This window comes from Leptolyngbya sp. FACHB-1624 (assembly GCF_047649235.1).
Lineage (GTDB): Bacteria > Cyanobacteriota > Cyanobacteriia > Leptolyngbyales > Leptolyngbyaceae > Leptolyngbya > Leptolyngbya boryana.
This window is the reverse complement of record NZ_CP180258.1, coordinates 2,647,633-2,665,664: the sequence shown is the minus strand read 5'-3', so window position 1 is coordinate 2,665,664 and position 18,032 is coordinate 2,647,633. Positions and strand designations below refer to the sequence as shown.

The window sequence follows — 18,032 nt, the reverse complement described above, 5'->3', positions numbered from 1 at the left end:
AGACACGATTTCTAGTCTAGCGATGCCAAATTACTTCGCCCCCTGGTTTATCGATCAAAGTAATGCCTTGAACTTGCAGATCGTTGCGAATGCGATCGGCTTGGGCAAAATCTTTTGCTTTTTTCGCATCTTTCCGTTGCTGGATCAGGGTTTCAATCTCACTGTCTGATAACCCGCCCGAACTTTCTGCTTCTGGCTCTGCCTCTAAACCTAAAACTTTCGCCAGTTCGACCAAGGTTTTCCATTGAACTTGCAAAATATCGGGCGCAGTGTCAGTTTTGCCTTCATGCACTAGAATATTGCCTTGCCGCTGGAGTTCTTTTGCAACTGGGAATAGCGCCGCTAACGCCCCGGATGTGTTGAAATCGTCATCCATCGCGGCTTGGAATTCTTGCACGGTTTGAGAAGTGCGATCGATTTCCCCCTCCAAAGCCGAATTCAGCTTAAACCCAAACAGCAAGCCATCTTTTAATGTCTCCCAACCATTCTGAGCGGCTGACAAAGCTTCGTTTGTGAAATCGATCGGTTTTCGGTAGCTCGCTTGTAGCACAAAGAACCGGATCACCATCGGATCGATGCCTTTCTTATCGAGTAAATCACGAACGGTTGTGAAGTTGCCAAGCGACTTGGACATTTTCTCGCCATCAACATTCACCATGCCATTGTGTAACCAATAGTTCGCGAGCGATTTGCCTGTTGCGGCTTCCGATTGTGCAATCTCATTCTCATGATGCGGGAATACCAGATCCGCACCCCCGACGTGAATATCGATCGTTTCCCCTAAAAACTCCCGAACCATTGCCGAGCATTCAATGTGCCACCCAGGGCGACCTTTCCCCCAAGGCGAATCCCATGCAGGTTCACCAGGCTTCGCGCCTTTCCATAAAGCGAAATCAAACGGATAGCGCTTTTTCGGTTCCTCATCATCGACCCGCCCGCTTGCACCTGCTTGCATGTCTTCTAATTTACGTCCTGAGAGTTTGCCATACTCTCGATCGTGCTGAACCGCGTAATAGACATCGCCCCCGGCAGCGTAAGCAAATTCTTTTTGCTCTAATTCGTAAATTAAGCGTTTGATGCCATCGATCGTATTCGTTGCGCGCGGATAAGCATCAGCATCGAGAATATTCAACCGCCGCATATCCTCGAAATAAAGTTGGATATTGCGTTCTGCAACCGCTTCCATCGTGGAGCCTTCTTCGCGGGCGCGATTGAGGATTTTGTCATCAATATCGGTAAAATTTTGCACATAGCGCACCTTGTAGCCGCGCCAGGTCAAATATCGCCGAACCGTGTCCCACGCGATATACGATCGAGCATGTCCTAAATGGCAAAAATCGTACACTGTCACTCCGCAGCAATACATCTTCACGTGACCCGATTCGATTGGCTCAAACGGTTCCTTGCGGCGGGTTAGAGTGTTGTAAACGACTAAAGCCATGAAATTTTTCAAGTGAATAACGAACGATATCCCATCCTAATCGATTCTTATCAGCAATAATGAGGGAAAAGATATTTGATGCGATCGTGCTATGCAATCAGTCAGCACTCAGTCCGAACCTAAAATGGACGCGCCCAAAACTGGGCTTCCGGTTACGATTATCACAGGCTTCTTGGGAAGTGGTAAAACCACTCTGCTGAATCATATTCTGACCAATCAACAAGGTCTGAAAACAGCAGTCTTGGTGAATGAATTCGGTGAAATTGGGATTGATAACGAACTCATCATCCAGACTGACGAAGACAAGAATATGGTGGAACTCAGCAATGGATGTATTTGCTGCACCATCAATAATGATCTGGTGGATGCTGTCTACAAAGTTCTAGAACGTCAGGATCAAATTGATTATTTAGTAGTCGAAACAACAGGACTCGCTGATCCGTTGCCTGTCGCATTAACATTTCTTGGCACAGAACTGCGGGATCTGACTCGATTAGATTCGATCATTACCGTTGTCGATTCTGAAAACTTCAGCTTAGATCTGTTCAATAGCGAAGCGGCGTATAGCCAGATTGCTTACGGCGATATTATTTTGTTGAACAAAACGGATCTCGTCGATGAAGCGACCGTCGATGCGCTAGAAGTTCGGATTCGAGATATCAAAGAAGGCGCACGGATTCTCCGAACGGTGAAGGGAGAGATTCCGTTGGGTGCTTTGCTCAGCGTCGGCTTGTTTGAATCCGATCAATATTTTGATCCTCATGCAGAACATCAGCATGGAGGGCACGACCATCACGATCATGATGATCATGCGCATGATCATTCCAACTGCGATCACGATCATGGACATTGCAACCATGACCACGATTATGACCATCACCACCACTCTCATCACTTAGAGAATGATGGGTTTACCTCAGTTTCATTTGAGAGCGATAAGCCGTTTAGTATCAAGAAATTCCAGCATTTCTTAGATAACCAACTGCCGACCAATGTCTTCCGGGCGAAAGGCATTCTCTGGTTTGATGAAAGTCCGAAACGGCACATCTTTCACCTAAGCGGCAAGCGGTTTTCACTCGATGATGATGAGTGGAAAGGCAAGCCGAAAAATCAGTTAGTGCTGATTGGTCAAAACCTGGATCACGAAGCGTTGCGATCGCAAGTCGAAGCTTGTCTAGGCGTATCTTCAGAAAATCGCGGCAAAGGTTTCGGTCGTTAAGGGCAATCTAGGGCATAACGAACAAAGTAAAAATTGTCGCTCCTTTGTTCCTGAAATTGCCCATGTCTTCCAAACAGGTATTCGTCTGCCAGTATCAAAGCTGTCTTGCTCAAGGGTCAGCCGAGGTACTGGCAGCTTTCTTAGAAAGTTCTGATGCTGAAGTATCGATCGTTGCATCAGGTTGCCAAGGACAATGTAATCTAGGTCCAACAGTGCGAATCCTGCCTGATGAAATTTGGTATTGTCGAGTGAAGCCGCAAGATGTGGAGACGATCGTTCACTCTCATTTACAGGAGGATCATCCTGTCGATCGCTTACTGCATCCCCGGTTTCACCCGTCTTATTCCACTCCGTAGTTCTATCTCCCCACCCTATGCGCGTCATTCTCCAACGAGTTACTTCCTCCCAAGTATTAGTCGCTGGAGAAGTGATCGGAAAAATCGATCGAGGTTTCAATCTTCTCGTCGGAATCGCTGAAACCGATACAGAAGCAGAGCTTGATTGGATGGCGCGTAAATGTTTGGATCTCAGAGTCTTTCCTGATGGAGAGCAGGGACGATTCGATCGTTCAATTCAGGAAATTAACGGCGAAATTTTGGTCGTGAGTCAATTCACACTGTATGGAGATTGCCGAAAAGGACGACGACCATCGTTTGATCAAGCCGCTGCTCCCAATCGAGCCGAGCAGATGTATGAGAGATTCGTTGGGAAGTTGCGTGAAAGCGGATTGAAGGTCGAAACTGGGAAATTTGGAGCGATGATGCAAGTTTCGATCGAGAATGATGGACCTGTCACATTAATTCTAGAGAAATGAAGCGGCAGTTTGATTGCTCTTTCACGACGCGCACTCAAATCAGATCATCTCAGTAGCCCGTTGCGGCTAAATCACGTTGATAGCTGAACTCCACTCGCTTAACTTGCGATTGCCAGGTTCCATCTGAGTGAAGTTCAATGAGCCGAAACCCTGGATCTTCTTTTCCCAAAGCAAACTCGTCACTTTCGCGCGCAAACTGAATACAAGTTGAAGGTGTCCCTAGATAAGTCACGGCTTTGCGTTGATGCTGAAATTCTTGGTGAATATGTCCGAATACGACAAGTTTGACTTGGGGATACCGATCGAGCACTTTCAATAACTCTGCTGAGTTCTGCAACGTACTCGTATCTAACCAAGTCGAATTCACTGTAAAGGGCGGGTGATGGAGCGAGACTAGCGTCGGAGCATCGAGATTTTCGGCGAGTTGGTGATCAAGCCATTGCAAACTTTCCTTCGAGAGCCGACCGTGAACACAACCTGGATCTTGAGAATTGAGAAGAATGAATTGCCAATTGCTACAGCGAAACGATTTCTCTGCATGGAACTGAGTCAGAGATCGCTGCATCACCTCAATGTCGTCATGATTGCCAGGCAGCCAATAGGTGGGAATCTCAAGGGGAGCAAATAAGTGCTGCACATGTGCATATGAATCTGCCGAGCCATCTTGAGATAAATCGCCCGTCAGCAGTAACAGATCAGGTCGCGGGCGCAATTGATGCAGTTGAGTGATCAGGGCGTTCAGCGATCGCAACGTTGGCATTCCTAGAAGACACCGATCTGATTCGGCAAATAAATGCAGATCGGTCACCTGAACAATTCTGAGAGGAGGCGAGATCATATGCACAGAAAATAGAAAGCAAAAGGCGATAGCGCAGAAACTATCCTCTCTAGCTTACCGGGTGTCTCTTCAACGCCTTGCGATCTTATCCGCACTTATGCTGTGATCTTGATCACAGTACTATTGAAGCTTTGCCGCATCGCCGCATTAAAAAAATATAAATTTAATCAAATCTTGCGGACTTTGTTCAACCTGCTAGTAAGGATAGAAGGAGGAATGTCGAATCGACGAGTTCGGCATTCAATAGAGTGAGTAGGGTTTGGTTTCTCGGTTCGTTCTCGGCATTGCCTCAATCATAGTCAAGAGGCACTAAGCGGCTTTTTCGCTCGTATTTTTTACTCCGGATCGGTAACCCGTCCTGTTTTATGATGTGTTCCCTATGCAAACGAGATTGTTTGAGGGCGCAAGGCACGATCGCATATTTTTTCTCCTAGCACTATGAAAGTTATTGCATACTTTTTGTTCGGAGACGATCGCCTGTACGAGGTCGAGCTTGCCTTTAGCGTTTTATCTGCTCTCCGATTTCTCAAAGATCAACCGGAAGAAATCAAGTTCTGTATTGTTTCTGACTCTGCGGAAAGCTTGCTCCAGCATGGCGACATTGGAATTGACCTTCCCATTGAGCGCTTAACGTTCTCATCGCAAGAATTAGCAGCATGGACCAACAATGGAATGTACCTCTATCGGGCTAAGCCTTTCGCCTTGAAAAAGGTGCTAGAGCACTATCAAGCTCCTGCTGCTTTGATTGATACTGATACTTACTTTATTGATCATCCCCGGAAACTCTTCGAGCGAATTGCTCCAGGATGTTCTGTGATGCATGTTCGTGAAGCAGCGATTGGAGAAAGCGAACTGTGGCAGCCGATTGTCAACCAGATAGGCTCAGGAATAAATATCGGGGGGATCCAAATTTCTGCGCGATCGTCGATGATTAATTCTGGTGTGATTGGGATTGATCCGCAGGATCAATTGCTGATCGAATCTGCGGTGAAAGTATTGGATCACCTCTACCAGTTCGCTCCGCTCACTACTGTTGAGCAATTCTCGATTGGCGCTGTTTTAGAGCAAACAACACAGCTATCGTTCAGTGATGATTTAATTGAGCATTACTGGGGAACTCAGAAAGATTTTATTCGAGTTCAACTGCTGAAAGCATTGAAAGAAAACACGATAGCAAACGTCAATCGGATCCTAGAGAGAAGACCTGTTTTTCCATCTATTTATCCGCGAATTCGGTTCCGCGATCGCATTGTTACAACTTGGGGATTTTTGCAGCACCGAAATCATCATTATCGTCGCGCCCAATTGGCGTATCGCACTGCATTATTTTATGCAGACCGAGATCCAGATTATGCCAATGCGTGGGCTTATACTGCCTTGCAGTCTTTGAGGTATTCTCAACAGCGCGATCGCCAAAAAAATGCTCGTGCTTTTCGCTTCTTGAATAAAGATGAAATCGAGCAGGTAAGCTGGATTGAACCCTCGACGAGACGCGGCTGGATGCGGTTCTGGCAGCAATCAGGATAGCACTATAAGATGAGACATATTGATTTGCCATTTAGCATTGTATGATATGCTCGTGATTAAAGTAGCGATATTATGGCAATATTGCGGTTTCGGTAGTTTCTTCTGAGTCGTTAGAGCATTCTGTTTCTGCTGGATTTAGCATTTCAGCTCGTGTTTCAAAAAACTGCCACTGTATTATCTTGGCATTGTCAATCAGATTTCAATTTGCGATCAAATCTGTGACCAAATTCGAGCACGAATTTGCGCTCAAATTATCACGCTTCTTTAATTGGTAAGCGGTTTGTCAAATCGCCAATTCTGCTGAATCGCCTTTGTAGGGCGGTGCGGTTTTACTCACTGTCGTTCATTTACCTACAAAATTTATGAGAATTGCAGTCATTGGAGCGAAAGGGCTTCCTGCCCAGCAGGGCGGTATCGAACACCATTGCCAAGAGCTATACCCTCGCATTGTTAAGCAAGGGCATCAGGTGGATTTGTATGCGCGATCGTCTTATACCGGATCGCTGTTTCGCGACACGGTGAATGGAGTCCGGGTGATTTCGATCCCCAGTCTTAATTTACGCGGATTGGATGCCCTGAGTTGCTCATTTCTCGGCACACTTTCGACGATCGCAGGCTTTCAAGAACAGCCTTACGACATCATTCATTTTCATGCATTGGGTCCTTCTTTATTTAGTGGATTACCTCGGTTGAATACAAAATCGCGTGTGATTGTGACCTGTCATGGACTCGATTGGGCACGAGCAAAGTGGGGCAGAACCTCGCGTTGGATTTTGCGCCAAGGCGAGCGGAATGCCTTGAAATTTGCAGATGACATGATTGCGGTATCGGAAGATCTACAAGACTACTTTCAGACGACTTACGGCAGAGACACACACTATATTCCCAATGCGCCTGCCAGTTATGCAGCTTCTGATCCCGCCTTTCAATTTGTTCAGTCGTTGGGATTACAGCCACAAAAGTACTTTGTGTTCTTGGGTCGATTAGTTCCTGAAAAGCGTCCTGATTTATTGCTCGAAGCTTTTGCTACCTTGAAGCAGACTGATTGGAAGTTGGCGATCGTCGGCGGAGACAGTGATAGCCAAGGCTATGCTGAAATGCTGAAACAGCAGTATGCCTCAAATGAGATTGTCTTTACCGGAGAACTCGTCGGAGCCAAACTGGCTGAAGTCGTCCGAGGGGCAGGATTGCTCGTGCTGCCATCGGATGTCGAAGGTATGCCGTTAGTTTTACTAGAAGCGATGAATGAGAATGTGCCTGTGCTCGCGAGCAATATTGAGGTGCATCAGAAGCTTTTAGCCAATGGGCGAGGATTGTTATTTGAGGCAGGTGAGGTTGCAGCCTGTCAGCAACGATTGCAATGGGCGATCGAGCATTCAAAAGCGCTTGCTCTGATGGCAGAGGCGGCTCGGCAGCATGTCCAGACGGTTTACAACTGGGATGAGATTGTGCAGCAGACTCTAGCGGTGTACGATCGCGCTTTGATGCTGAGTTCGTCGCAGGGGGAGCAAGAACGCCAAATGAGTCAAGTTTAGACCCTTTATTGAGTGCAAGGTATGAGTTTACGGCAGAAAGTACTACAGGGCGGAATTTTTCTAGCACTGCGTGAAGGGTTCGGCATCATTCTCAGTCTGGGTAGCATTGTGCTCTTAACGCGGATGATCGGGCCGCAACAATACGGGCTTTATGCGGCTGTATTTGGCATCTTTACTTATCTGTTTAGCTTGGGTCAGTTTGGGGTGCTAGTTTATCTCGTCCGCATGGAAGAAGACCAGCGACAAGCTTATCATCAAGCGTTTATGCTGCTGCTCTTGATCGGGGTGGTTCTAACTGGAGGACTGTGGCTCGGTGGCTTTTTCTGGCTCGATCGCTGGGTAAATTTGCCTGGATTTGAAGCGGTGGCGAAAGTGATGCTGTCTGCGCTGCCGCTCACCTTGATCAATCAAGTTCCTCTGGCAAGGTTAGAGCGACAATTAGATTACCGTACGATCGCGATGATCGAGCTGGCAAATCAGTTTACTTATAATCTGATCGCCTTACCGCTTGCGTTTTCGGGATTTGGGGTTTGGGCAATGGTGCTTGGATGGTTAGGACAGCAGATTCAGGATTCGATTCTGTTGTTTAGTCGGTCTCGGTATCGACCCCACTTGACTTGGCAGCCGAAGGTCGTGAAAGAAATTGTGCATTTTAGCTTAGGGTTTTCGGCTGCGAACTGGGCGTTTCAGTTACGTGCCTTGGTGAATCCTCTGCTGATTGCGCGATTTGCAGGAGCGGAGGCAGTTGCTTATGTGGCGCTGGCAGTTCGCATGGTGGATGTATTGAGCTTTGTGAGAACTTCGACCTATCGGATTTCGATTTCGGCACTGGCTCAGATGCAGGGTCAGCTAGGACGATTACAGAGAGCACTGTCGGATGGGATGAATTTACAGGTTCTTGCTCTCGGTCCCTTACTTGCATTGGCAAGTTGGTTTGGTCCGATTTTAATCCCGCATATTTTTGGTGCAAAATGGGTGCCTGTGATGTCGGTATTTCCGTTGATTGCGTTTAGTGCCCTATGGAGTGCATTATTCAATCTCCATTCTTCCGTCCTGTATGTCCTGCATCGCAATTGGCAAGTGGCATTATTTCACATTCTGCATATTGTCTTGTTTATAGGTGGAGCTTGGCTGTTGGTGCCTCGGTTGGGATTGATGGGGTATGGTTGGGCTGAGGTAGCAACGCTCTTGGGATATGGCTTGATTCATCTCTATGTCACGCAAGCGATCGGGGAGCCTGATTACCGTATGGCGTTTCTCTGGGCAAGCGCATTTGGCTTGTCGCTGTTTTGCTATCAGATTGGCTGGTGGGCGATTATCCCATTGCTGTTTGTCGGAGTGTGGTCTGAGACACGGCAGACAGTCGGGCAATATATTCGCCAGGTTCGGGAGGCAAATGCGAAATGATTCGACCCAAGGTCAGCATTGCGATTAACAATTACAACTACGATCGCTATTTAGCTCAAGCCATCGAAAGTGCCTTAGATCAGACCTATGCCAATGTCGAAGTGATTGTCGTCGATGACGGTTCAACGGATCGCTCAAGACAGGTGATTGAATGCTATCGCGATCGCATCATTCCCGTCTATAAAGCCAATGGGGGTCAAGCTTCTGCATTCAATGCTGGATTTGCTGCAAGCACTGGAGAGATTGTTTGCTTTTTAGATGCGGATGATATGTTTTTGCCTGAGAAAGCAGCCGCGATCGTAGATGCGATTTCTGATCCCACTGTGATGCAATGGTGCTTTCATCCCTTACAACTTGCCAATGCCCAAATGCAGCCGATGGAGCCAATTCTGCAACTGGGTGAAACTTATCCAGTTGACGTTCGACAAGATGTTACAAAAGGGAAATTGAAAGGCAAGTTGCCTTTTGCGATTCCTGCGACCTCAGGGCTGTGCTTTACGCGATCGCTGCTCTCAAAAATTTTACCGATGCCCGAAGCCGAGTCCATTCTGCTCAATGATAGCTTTCTGCAATTTGCAGCGTTAGGAATTGCTCCGGGAATTGCCCTCGATCATCCTCTTGCTCTGCAGCGCGTCCATGGCAGTAATGCTTATACCGCAAATTCAGCTTCAGAGCGCATCAATGCTCCGATTCGGATTTTAACGGCTGCGGCATTACGCGATCGATTCCCCTCGACGAAGCAGTTTGCTAACTGTTGGTTTGCCGATGGATTAGGGCTGTATTGGAAGTTGGGAGGAGTGGATGCTGCCATTCAACCTTGGGTCGATCGCTATCGATCTGAACTTTCCCCCACTGAAGCCTGTGTGATTTGGATGCGTGCTACTTATCGACGATTGAAACCATGATCATTTTGAACCGCTTTGAAGCGGTATTTACTGTTTTCACAATGCTCTACTACAGTTCAGCACTGTATCGGATTCTTGTGGATGGACTTAATTCAAGCGGAGCATCCAGTAGCTCTGGAGCCGATAGTAACCCGATGTTGCTCCTGATGCAGCTTGTCATTTTAGCGGTGTATTTCGCGCTGAGCGCATTGCGATGGCGCAAGTTTATTCCAGCTGCAATGAAAGTTCCTCTATGCTGGGCGTTACCTCTGTTAGCCACGCTCTCAACTCAGTGGTCAGAAGTACCTGATCTGAGCTTGCGGCGGGGATTGTTGCTGGTCGGAGCAACGTTAGTGGGGGTGTATTGGTCGATTCGCTATCCGTTGATGACGATTCTGCGATGGATTGGATGGGGCTTTGGATTTGCAGCAGTTGGCTCGGTTGTGTTTACATTGGCATTTCCCGCGTTCGGAATGGGGATTGATGAACATGCAGGAGCTTGGCAAGGCATGTTCGCTCAGAAAAATGCGTTGTCGAGAGCGATGATTTTGGCATTCATGACCTATTTCTGCTTAGTGTTGGATCGACAACGACCGCGCTGGTTGTGGTGGAGTGGAATCGCGATCGCATTTGCCTTAATCTTGCTTTCAACTTCAAAGTCAGGCTTGCTGATTTTAGGAACGGTGGTCGCTTGTATTCCATTGTTTCGAGCTTTGAAGACGGGATCAGCCCCGAGAGCATTGCTTTGGGTGCTGGTTGCACTGCTGACGACAAGTTGTATTTCATTGGTGGTAATTGCAAATGCAGAGCTGATTGTGGCTGCATTAGGACGAGATTTAACGCTGACCGGACGCACGGGCATTTGGGAAGTGTTGAGCAGTAAGATTGCCGCCCGCCCCTGGTTGGGATACGGCTATAAAGGCTTCTGGCTCGATATGGACGGAGAATCATCCGATGTTTGGTATGCCACGTTCTTCATGTCTCCGAACGGTCACAATGGCTATTTGGATCTCGTCCTGGATTTAGGTCTGGTTGGACTGGGGATTTTTGCTGTGAGTTTTGTCCTTGCTGTGGCTCGATGTGCCGTTTGGTTGCGGGTGCAATCTCAGCCGATGGTGGCGGTGTTTCCATTGCTGTACATGGTTTATTTAACTCTCTCCAATATCACGGAAAGTTCGTTGATTTTGGAGCCGAACTATATTTTCTGGCTGCTTTACGTCACGATCGTTGCCATGGTTCAGGTACAGATGCCTGTTCCAAAGCGATCGCGAAAACTTCAACCGAGTTTAGAGGAATCATCTTATGTGTGATTTAGCAATCTTTACTCACTCTCTTTATGGAGGTGGGGCTGAACGAGCGATGGTAAATTTGATTCGCGGATTTATCCAGCGCGGATTGTCGATCGATTTAGTTCTACTCAAGCGAGAAGGAGCGTACTTAGACTTGCTGCCTCCGGAGGTGAGAGTGATTGATTTGGGCGGAGGGAGGTTATGGCAACGCTTGCCAGAGTTAGCAAATTATTTGCGAGAAAATCGCCCGCCTGTGATGCTCTCGACGTTGGATGATATCAACATTGCTGCACTTTGGATGCGGCGACTGACTGGGGTGGATATGCGCCTTGTGGCGAATGTTCAGAATACGATTTCTCAGGAAGCTCGGCGATCGAAGTCGCTGAAAGTTCGATTGATGCCCACTTTAAGCCGCTGGTTTCTCAACTGGGCGGATGCGGTGGTGCCAGTGTCTGAAGGCGTTGGCAGCGATTTGCAACAGATTGGTGTGCGCGAAGACTTGATTCAAGTAATTCATAATCCAGTCGTGACTCCTGATTTATTTGAACAGGCACAAGCCGCGATCGAGCATCCTTGGTTTCAATCTGAGATTCCTTGCTTGATGAGTGTCGGGCGATTAGAGTACCAGAAAAATTTTCCGCTCTTGCTCGAAGCCTTTGCCCAGGTTAGAAAGTCTCGTCCCCTGCGGCTGATGATTTTAGGAGAAGGCAACGATCGAGCGGCTTTAGAAGCTCAGATCGAACAGCTTGGAATTCAAGAAGATGTTGCCCTGCCTGGTTTTGTTTCAAATCCTTATGCTTACCTCCGACAAGCCGATTTATTCGTCTTGTCGTCTTGGTTTGAAGGATTGCCGACTGTTTTGATTGAAGCATTAGCGGTGGGAACTCCCGCAGTCGCAACGAATTGTCCGAGCGGGCCGGCTGAAATCCTAGCAGATGGCAAATATGGCGCATTGGTCGAAATGGGCAATGTGGAGCAATTAGCGAATGCGATCGCGCAGACATTAGACAACCCACTCCCTTCTTCGGTTTTACAAACAAGAGCTGCACAGTATTCGTTGAAACATTCCCTGGATCAGTACACCAAAGTGCTTCATCTTGCTGAAAGCACTTGTTCTGTATATTCCGCTTAAATCATCCGCTTTCATCCATAGCGAGCGGGTTTGCCCAACATAATCAATCTTACTTTCCCAACTCATTATGCATCCCCAGCCCCAAGTTGATAATGAAGTTATCCAATTCCGGTATACCTTTACTGTTTTTACTCCCACTTACAATCGTGCTCATACCTTGCATCGCGTGTATGAGAGCCTTTGTGCTCAGACTTATCAGAGCTTTGAATGGTTGATTGTGAATGATGGTTCGACGGATCATACTGAACAGCTTGTCCAGCAATGGCAACAATCTGCGCCTTTTCCCATCCGGTATCATCGACAAGAAAACAGTGGTAAACACATTGCTTACAACTATGCAGCGAAAGTTGCGCTCGGCGAGTTTGTGGTCAACTTAGATTCAGATGATGCTTGTGTTCCAGAAGCATTAGAGCGATTTCAAGATTATTGGAATCAGATTCCACCCGCTCAGCGCTCAAAGTACTCTGGAATCGATTGCCTTTGCCAGGATACTGAAGGAAAAATTATTGGCGATCGCTTCCCTCAAAGTCCGATGGATTCTCATGTCGCTGAAATTCGCTATCGGTTGAGAATTTCAGGTGAAAAATGGGGAATGCAGCGGACAGATGTGCTGCGAGAATTTCCCTTTCCAGATGTGCAAGGTCGGCGCTTAGAAATGCCTGAAAGTATTGTGTGGACGCGGCTGACTCGCCAATATCCAGCCCGCTACGTCAATGATGCACTTCGGATCTACTACACCAATGGAGCAGATCAGATCACGCGCGCACGTTGGGCAGAAAAAGACACGAGGGGATTTTTCCTCAGCAATCAAACTACGTTGAATTATGACTTAGATTATTTTTGGTATGCTCCGCGTACCTTCATCAAGGCGACTGCAAACTACAGTCGGGCTGGCTTACATTGTGGATATTCACTGCGTCAGCAGGTGAACTCTTTGACTTCAATCAGCGCGCGGCTACTTTGGCTAAGTTTACTTCCTTTAGGATTTGTGCTGTGGTTTCGAGACACGCGACAGTAGAGAAATGCTATGAATCGACGGAAAAGCAAGAATTGCCAGGACAAAATTCAAAGAATCAAAAGTTGTCAGCAAGGCTTTGTGTATCAGGAGGAGCAAAAACGGTTTTTCTATCCTATGAGGACTTGGATTCGTGGTATTCTCCTCATGGCTTTCATAGCAGAAACGAATACGCTCTCTTCACCGCTTAGCAATCCCTTACAGGCTCCATCCGAGCCATGGAATACTGCTTCCTTAACCATGAATCGGTCTAGTCGCTATGCTTCCTTAAAGACTTCGCTCGATCCTGCTTTTCATGACTCAGATCCGGGTGTGCCCAACGATGCTAAGCCTGATGGCGTGCCCTCGCACTACACCTGGTATGAGAGCGCAACTCAGCCCGGATTTGGCAATCATCCCCCGGCTGGTTGGCACGCGATCACGATGCTCGGACACGTCTATCCTGCACAAGGCTGGAAAACGTGGCAAGCTCCGAATACGCGCATTCAAATTAAAGGGGCAGAAACTTGGATTCTGAGCAAATCGACGAAGACCTGGAAACAGGTTCAGAAAACGGATCGGGTTGCTGGTGCAAGCTACGTGGCTGATTTTGCGGGTGATGCGAATCAGCCTGCTGATATTAGAGACGAATCAAGGAATGGGGGCGGTATTTCGGTTGCAGTCAACAATGGCTATTTGTTCCATTTTTGGGCAGAGCGTGCCACGATGAATCCGACAGATATTGCTGGTGTGTATGCGAAGTTTGAAGCGCGATTGGTCAAAGCTAATCCGAATGGTGTAGATGATCTCGATTCGGCTCGCTATATTGCGAGTGCGGGCGCAGATTATTGGCGCAATCATCATGTCCAGTGGGCAGCAGATTGGAGTAACAATGGTCAAGTTGCAGGCGGTCGATTTAAATGGGTGGCGCGGCACTGGAAGGTGTTTGCGATGACGACGATGCCTGCTGAGGAGATCAAGAAGAATCCGCCGCCGCTGAATTTTTAGCGATCTGAATACTCTAGTAGGTCACTACAATCAGTCCGATAGGGAGATGAGACGATAGGGAGCACTCTGAACTTGGGTTCTCCCATTTCGCGAAATGAATGCGGTTAAGTACTAGCTCTTGACCGCATTCATCTGTTGCTGATTCAAACAATACTTTCTTTTTCAAACAATACTTTGGTGATGAAGTTCTGAAGTCGGTAGTTTTGCTTCAGAACTTCATTGCTATCGAGAGCAAGAACTAATAGACCTGTTCCATTGGTGTATGAATGTAATCATCATGATCGTAGTAAGAATCATGAGCATCATTTTCAAGTACCGCGCCATTGATCACCATACCCAGAACATTTTGCGAAGATTGGTTTAGGAGTTCCTTCGCGGTCGTGGCATTCGCATGATCAACCACGCCTGGTCTTGCGACTAAAATCAGCCCATCGACAATTCTGCCGAGGGTCAAAGCTTCCGCTGCAACAATCAGAGGAGGAGCATCAACAATCACAAAGTCATACTGCTGCTCAAAGGTTTCAATCAAAGATGCCATCCGCTTAGAATCGAGCAAAGCTAGAGGATTCGGTGGAATCACACCACAGGTTAGAACGTCAAGATTTTGCATCACAGGTATGATTGCATCTCGGGCATTCGTCTGCTCTACAATCACATGGCTCAATCCACCGACATTCGTCAAATTCCAAATGTGGTGCTGAGACGGATGATGTAAATCTGCGTCGATCAACAGTGTGCGTCGTCCTAAGGTTGCCATTGTTGCTGCTAAGTTCGCTGCGATCGTAGATTTGCCTTCACGCGGGACAGAACTTGTGATCACAACGCTTTTGAGCTTTTCATCTAGGCTCAAAAACTTCAGATTTGCTTGCAGCATTCGATACGAGCCGCTCACCGCCGATCGCGGAGCATCTCGTACAGGGAGTTCAGGAATTGACCATTCCTGTTTCTTCGATCGCGCCATGAGTGGTCTACCAAAGTAAGGAATCGTTCCCAGCCAGGTATAGCCGAACAAGTCGCGTGCCTCTTTGAGCGTCTTGATCGATTTGTCTCGAAGTTCAAGCAAGGTAATGACTGCTAGCGACAGCAAGGTTCCGGCTGCTGCTCCAAGCAAGAGGAACATACTGGTCTTGGAACCAGATGCGCTATCAGGAATCGCAGCTCGCTCAACAATTCGCGCAGTCCCGACGTTTTGCTTCTCGGTTAATTGAACCTCTTGCAGTCGTTTCAGTAGGGTTTCATAGGTTGATTGTGCTGCGTCGAGCTGGCGTTGGAGTTCGCGCTGAGTCTGTTCTAGACGAGGAACTTGCATCATGCGATCGCGATAGATATCCCGAGTCTCTGTCAAGGAAGCTAACCGCGTCGAAGCTCCTAATTTTTGAACTTCAGCATTGACAAAATCCTTCATCAAGTCGCGACGCAATTCGTCAGGAACGAGATCGCGTGGCGTAACGGAGGCAGCATCGACCGTTTGAGAGATTCGCTCTTCGAGCAAGTTTTGTAAGGCAGCTTCTCGGTCTTGTAGATTGACGATCGCGGGATGTTTGCCTGTGTAGCGTGTGCGCTCTAGCTCTAGTTGAGTTTGCACTTGCTGAAGCTGAGCGGCAATTTGTTTGATGTTGTCATCTTGGCTGAGGAAACTAACTTCTAAAGCGCGATCGGCAGTCATATTGAGCGTGCTTGCAAGTTTGTCGTGCCGAGTCGTTGTTTCAGCAAGATCAGTGCTGGCATCTGCAATTTGTTTTTCTAGCGTGCTAATTGCCTCGTTGACCCGAGCTTCTTCAGCTTTCGCATCTGCAATTCCACTTTGCTCTTTGAATTGTCTGAGCGCAGTTTCGGTTTGTCGTACAGTTGCTTCTGTTTTGGGAAGTTGCTCAGCAATGAATTCTCTCGCAGCGGCAGCTTCAGAGCGATTCTCTAAAACATTGGCATTGAGGTATTGAGTCATGACTTGATTAAGAACCGCAGCAGCTTTGTCGGCTTCTTGATCCTCGTAGCTAATCTGCAGAACGTCCGCACCAGCAACATCTTTGACTTTAATTGCTTTTGCTAGAGCATCTGGATGCAGGGGCTTACCGGAGGCGTCCGTCAATTTGAGGGCTTCGATCGTTTGCTGCATCACTGGGCGAGAAACGACGTTCTGTGCTTCTGTCCTGACGGGATTGCTTTGCATGGTCAAGTTTGACACTCGTCCCGCCGCTTCGCCTCCAAGCCCAGTTAAAGCAGGGATTTTGTTGGGTTTGAGGACGATTTTCCCAGTCGCGACATACGTTGGCTTCTGCGACGAGGATGCAAATCCAGCCACGATCAAACTCAGCGTAATAATCGCAGCAGTAGGCTTCCAACGTCGTTTTGCAATTAACCAATAATTCTGAAAATCAAGCTTCTCTAGGTTGTCTAGAGACACCGTGCCAGAGTCGGCATTGTTCTTCGCTCTCATTGTTTGGATCGAATTAGTTTGAACAACTTGAAACCATTCTAGAAATAGTCCTAGTGGTATCTACAACCCTGTTAGCTCGATCATTTCCTGCATGATTCTAGAATCGTCTTTGCAGTATTGATCTTTTTCTGATACTTGATGCAACTTTACTCTACATCAACTCAGTTCACAATTTGAAAAACTCACATACTTAAAGTGTCCTGCAACAATTGATATTAGTGTTGCTTTTTTTACCCGATTTTTGATCAAAATCGGGATTGTTTAAGGAATGAGTTGCATTTCTATCTGTGCCAGTCTACTGAAATTTACGTGTACGATCGCGCAACTGGAACTCGCTCCCGCGATCGCGCTTTCCATCTCCACAGCATATCTTCATAAACTCGGCTGACAATGGCTTGTGCGGCATAAGGTTGAGCCGCACTGACACAGGCTTCTACAGGAAAATCGTCGGGATTGAATAAAACTTGATCGAGAGCCTTCGCGATCGTGATTGCTGCTCGATCTTGACAAACGACTCCACTCTTTGAGTTGAGCAGTCTGGGAGTATCTCCGCAGTCAGTCGTTACAATCGGTGTTCCGCACCCTAACGCTTCTAGGACTGAAACAGGCAGTCCTTCAAATCGACTGCTCAGGACAAAGACGCTGGCAGCTTGATAAAGTCTGAGCATTTCGGTCTGAGTTTGTGCGCCGAGCATGGTTGCTGGAACGCCTAATCGCGCAATTTCAGCCCGAACTTCCGGCGCTAATTCTCCATCTCCGGCGAGCAGTAAATGAGCATTGGGATGGGATAAAGCGGCGATCGCTTGAACGAGCAGAACGGGGTCTTTTTGGGGTTGCAGTCGCCCGGCAAAGAGAATGAACTGCGTTTCTTCAGGCAAGTTCATCGTTTGGGCAAGGACTCGACGATGTGCGCTGCGATCTGGGGCAGGCTGAAAGACTCCATCATCGTAGGAGTTGTTAATGTAGGTAATGCGATCGCTCAAATTTGGATAGCGATCCTGATACAGTTCAAGCGATCCGGTATGACAAGACAGCACTTGGTCAAACTGCTGAATCAAATAGCGTTCTAAGGCGTGATTCAGGGCTGGAATTTTCTGTTTTGCTGCTTGCTGCTTGAGATCATTATGGACAAACAGCGTTTTTTCACCTTGCCACTGTTTAGATGCGATCGTCGGTTCTAAACGATGAAAGTGCATGAAGTCTGATTCGAAACAGGTGCGCAGTAGCGCGGCGGTATATCGAACCGTGACCGGAATGCGTTTGCGGTGATTGTTGTCTTGTAGGGTGAGAATGGGCATGAACTGGAGAGTTCTGCCTGCATAGTTCGCTTCTCGCCAAGTGAATAAAGGTTCGGTGGGATCGTCCGTGGTTCCGACAAAGCGGATCTCGAAGCTATCGGGAGCATATTTGAGGAACGATCGAATGATAGTTTGGATACCGCCGATGCTACTTCGCCAAGGGTTGAATTGATAAAAGATGGTGAGAACTGGTTTTTGCATAGAAGGGG

Annotated in this window: 15 protein-coding genes; 11 read left to right on the top strand and 4 right to left on the bottom strand. The window is 47.6% G+C overall.

What is annotated here, in order from left to right; genetic code table 11:
- Positions 1 to 16 precede the first annotated feature (16 nt).
- Positions 17 to 1,441 (bottom strand): cysteine--tRNA ligase, encoded by a 1,425-nt coding sequence (cysS, locus tag ACMUEV_RS12390; protein WP_190652005.1) that lies wholly within the window; start codon positions 1,439 to 1,441, stop codon positions 17 to 19.
- 91 nt (positions 1,442 to 1,532) lie between these two features.
- Here cysS and ACMUEV_RS12385 point away from each other — a divergent pair, with 91 nt between their 5' ends.
- The 3 genes from ACMUEV_RS12385 to dtd are packed head-to-tail and all read left to right on the top strand — an operon-like array spanning position 1,533 to position 3,474.
- Complete coding sequence (locus ACMUEV_RS12385; RefSeq protein ID WP_190652006.1) at positions 1,533 to 2,660, top strand: CobW family GTP-binding protein; 1,128 nt, start codon at positions 1,533 to 1,535, stop codon at positions 2,658 to 2,660.
- A gap of 44 nt (positions 2,661 to 2,704) precedes the next feature.
- Positions 2,705 to 3,016, top strand: a complete 312-nt coding sequence (locus ACMUEV_RS12380) for a (2Fe-2S) ferredoxin domain-containing protein (protein ID WP_036044673.1) — start codon at positions 2,705 to 2,707, stop codon at positions 3,014 to 3,016.
- A gap of 17 nt (positions 3,017 to 3,033) precedes the next feature.
- Positions 3,034 to 3,474 carry a D-aminoacyl-tRNA deacylase gene (dtd, locus tag ACMUEV_RS12375; protein ID WP_190652007.1) on the top strand — a complete coding sequence of 147 codons (441 nt, stop codon included), beginning with the start codon at positions 3,034 to 3,036 and terminating at the stop codon, positions 3,472 to 3,474.
- A gap of 49 nt (positions 3,475 to 3,523) precedes the next feature.
- On the opposite strand, the gene cpdA is transcribed toward dtd, so the two are convergent.
- A complete protein-coding gene (gene cpdA, locus ACMUEV_RS12370; RefSeq protein ID WP_190652008.1) occupies positions 3,524 to 4,312 on the bottom strand; it encodes a 3',5'-cyclic-AMP phosphodiesterase in 789 nt (262 codons plus the stop codon).
- A gap of 438 nt (positions 4,313 to 4,750) precedes the next feature.
- On the opposite strand from cpdA, the gene ACMUEV_RS12365 reads away from it, so the two are divergent.
- From ACMUEV_RS12365 to ACMUEV_RS12330, 8 genes are all read left to right on the top strand, one after another.
- Entirely contained in the window at positions 4,751 to 5,839 is a 1,089-nt protein-coding gene (locus tag ACMUEV_RS12365; RefSeq protein ID WP_190652009.1) for a hypothetical protein, read from the top strand.
- Positions 5,840 to 6,201: 362 nt separating this feature from the next.
- On the top strand, positions 6,202 to 7,374 hold the full coding sequence (locus ACMUEV_RS12360; protein WP_190652010.1) for a glycosyltransferase family 4 protein: 1,173 nt from the start codon (positions 6,202 to 6,204) through the stop codon (positions 7,372 to 7,374).
- Between the two features lie 21 nt (positions 7,375 to 7,395).
- Positions 7,396 to 8,781: an oligosaccharide flippase family protein gene (locus ACMUEV_RS12355; protein WP_017288797.1), complete on the top strand. Its 1,386-nt coding sequence runs from the start codon at positions 7,396 to 7,398 to the stop codon at positions 8,779 to 8,781.
- Positions 8,778 to 9,686, top strand: coding sequence for a glycosyltransferase family 2 protein (locus tag ACMUEV_RS12350; RefSeq protein ID WP_017288798.1), 909 nt, complete (start codon positions 8,778 to 8,780; stop codon positions 9,684 to 9,686). Before ACMUEV_RS12355 ends, ACMUEV_RS12350 begins: the two co-directional genes overlap by 4 nt.
- Positions 9,683 to 10,975 carry an O-antigen ligase family protein gene (locus ACMUEV_RS12345; RefSeq protein ID WP_190652011.1) on the top strand — a complete coding sequence of 431 codons (1,293 nt, stop codon included), beginning with the start codon at positions 9,683 to 9,685 and terminating at the stop codon, positions 10,973 to 10,975. The genes ACMUEV_RS12350 and ACMUEV_RS12345 overlap by 4 nt, the downstream gene beginning before the upstream one ends.
- Positions 10,968 to 12,086 carry a glycosyltransferase gene (locus ACMUEV_RS12340; protein ID WP_017288800.1) on the top strand — a complete coding sequence of 373 codons (1,119 nt, stop codon included), beginning with the start codon at positions 10,968 to 10,970 and terminating at the stop codon, positions 12,084 to 12,086. The genes ACMUEV_RS12345 and ACMUEV_RS12340 overlap by 8 nt, the downstream gene beginning before the upstream one ends.
- A 67-nt stretch (positions 12,087 to 12,153) precedes the next feature.
- On the top strand, positions 12,154 to 13,104 hold the full coding sequence (locus ACMUEV_RS12335; RefSeq protein WP_190652012.1) for a glycosyltransferase family 2 protein: 951 nt from the start codon (positions 12,154 to 12,156) through the stop codon (positions 13,102 to 13,104).
- A gap of 144 nt (positions 13,105 to 13,248) precedes the next feature.
- Positions 13,249 to 14,088 (top strand): hypothetical protein, encoded by an 840-nt coding sequence (locus tag ACMUEV_RS12330; protein ID WP_144056221.1) that lies wholly within the window; start codon positions 13,249 to 13,251, stop codon positions 14,086 to 14,088.
- 238 nt (positions 14,089 to 14,326) lie between these two features.
- Here ACMUEV_RS12330 and ACMUEV_RS12325 read toward each other — a convergent pair whose 3' ends face one another.
- Both ACMUEV_RS12325 and ACMUEV_RS12320 read right to left on the bottom strand, forming a co-directional pair.
- Positions 14,327 to 16,525, bottom strand: coding sequence for a GumC family protein (locus tag ACMUEV_RS12325; RefSeq protein ID WP_190652013.1), 2,199 nt, complete (start codon positions 16,523 to 16,525; stop codon positions 14,327 to 14,329).
- 305 nt (positions 16,526 to 16,830) lie between these two features.
- Positions 16,831 to 18,024: a glycosyltransferase family 4 protein gene (locus ACMUEV_RS12320; protein ID WP_190652014.1), complete on the bottom strand. Its 1,194-nt coding sequence runs from the start codon at positions 18,022 to 18,024 to the stop codon at positions 16,831 to 16,833.
- Between the last annotated feature and the right edge of the window lie 8 nt (positions 18,025 to 18,032).

Bases quoted from the DNA above. Each gene is read 5' to 3' on its own strand.
- cysS (WP_190652005.1), bottom strand. From the start codon at position 1,441: ATGGCTTTAGTCGTTTACAACACTCTAACCCGCCGCAAGGAACCGTTT.
- ACMUEV_RS12385 (WP_190652006.1), top strand. From the start codon at position 1,533: ATGCAATCAGTCAGCACTCAGTCCGAACCTAAAATGGACGCGCCCAAA.
- dtd (WP_190652007.1), top strand. From the start codon at position 3,034: ATGCGCGTCATTCTCCAACGAGTTACTTCCTCCCAAGTATTAGTCGCT.
- cpdA (WP_190652008.1), bottom strand. From the start codon at position 4,312: ATGATCTCGCCTCCTCTCAGAATTGTTCAGGTGACCGATCTGCATTTA.
- ACMUEV_RS12365 (WP_190652009.1), top strand. From the start codon at position 4,751: ATGAAAGTTATTGCATACTTTTTGTTCGGAGACGATCGCCTGTACGAG.
- ACMUEV_RS12360 (WP_190652010.1), top strand. From the start codon at position 6,202: ATGAGAATTGCAGTCATTGGAGCGAAAGGGCTTCCTGCCCAGCAGGGC.
- ACMUEV_RS12355 (WP_017288797.1), top strand. From the start codon at position 7,396: ATGAGTTTACGGCAGAAAGTACTACAGGGCGGAATTTTTCTAGCACTG.
- ACMUEV_RS12350 (WP_017288798.1), top strand. From the start codon at position 8,778: ATGATTCGACCCAAGGTCAGCATTGCGATTAACAATTACAACTACGAT.
- ACMUEV_RS12345 (WP_190652011.1), top strand. From the start codon at position 9,683: ATGATCATTTTGAACCGCTTTGAAGCGGTATTTACTGTTTTCACAATG.
- ACMUEV_RS12340 (WP_017288800.1), top strand. From the start codon at position 10,968: ATGTGTGATTTAGCAATCTTTACTCACTCTCTTTATGGAGGTGGGGCT.
- ACMUEV_RS12335 (WP_190652012.1), top strand. From the start codon at position 12,154: ATGCATCCCCAGCCCCAAGTTGATAATGAAGTTATCCAATTCCGGTAT.
- ACMUEV_RS12330 (WP_144056221.1), top strand. From the start codon at position 13,249: ATGGCTTTCATAGCAGAAACGAATACGCTCTCTTCACCGCTTAGCAAT.
- ACMUEV_RS12325 (WP_190652013.1), bottom strand. From the start codon at position 16,525: ATGAGAGCGAAGAACAATGCCGACTCTGGCACGGTGTCTCTAGACAAC.
- ACMUEV_RS12320 (WP_190652014.1), bottom strand. From the start codon at position 18,024: ATGCAAAAACCAGTTCTCACCATCTTTTATCAATTCAACCCTTGGCGA.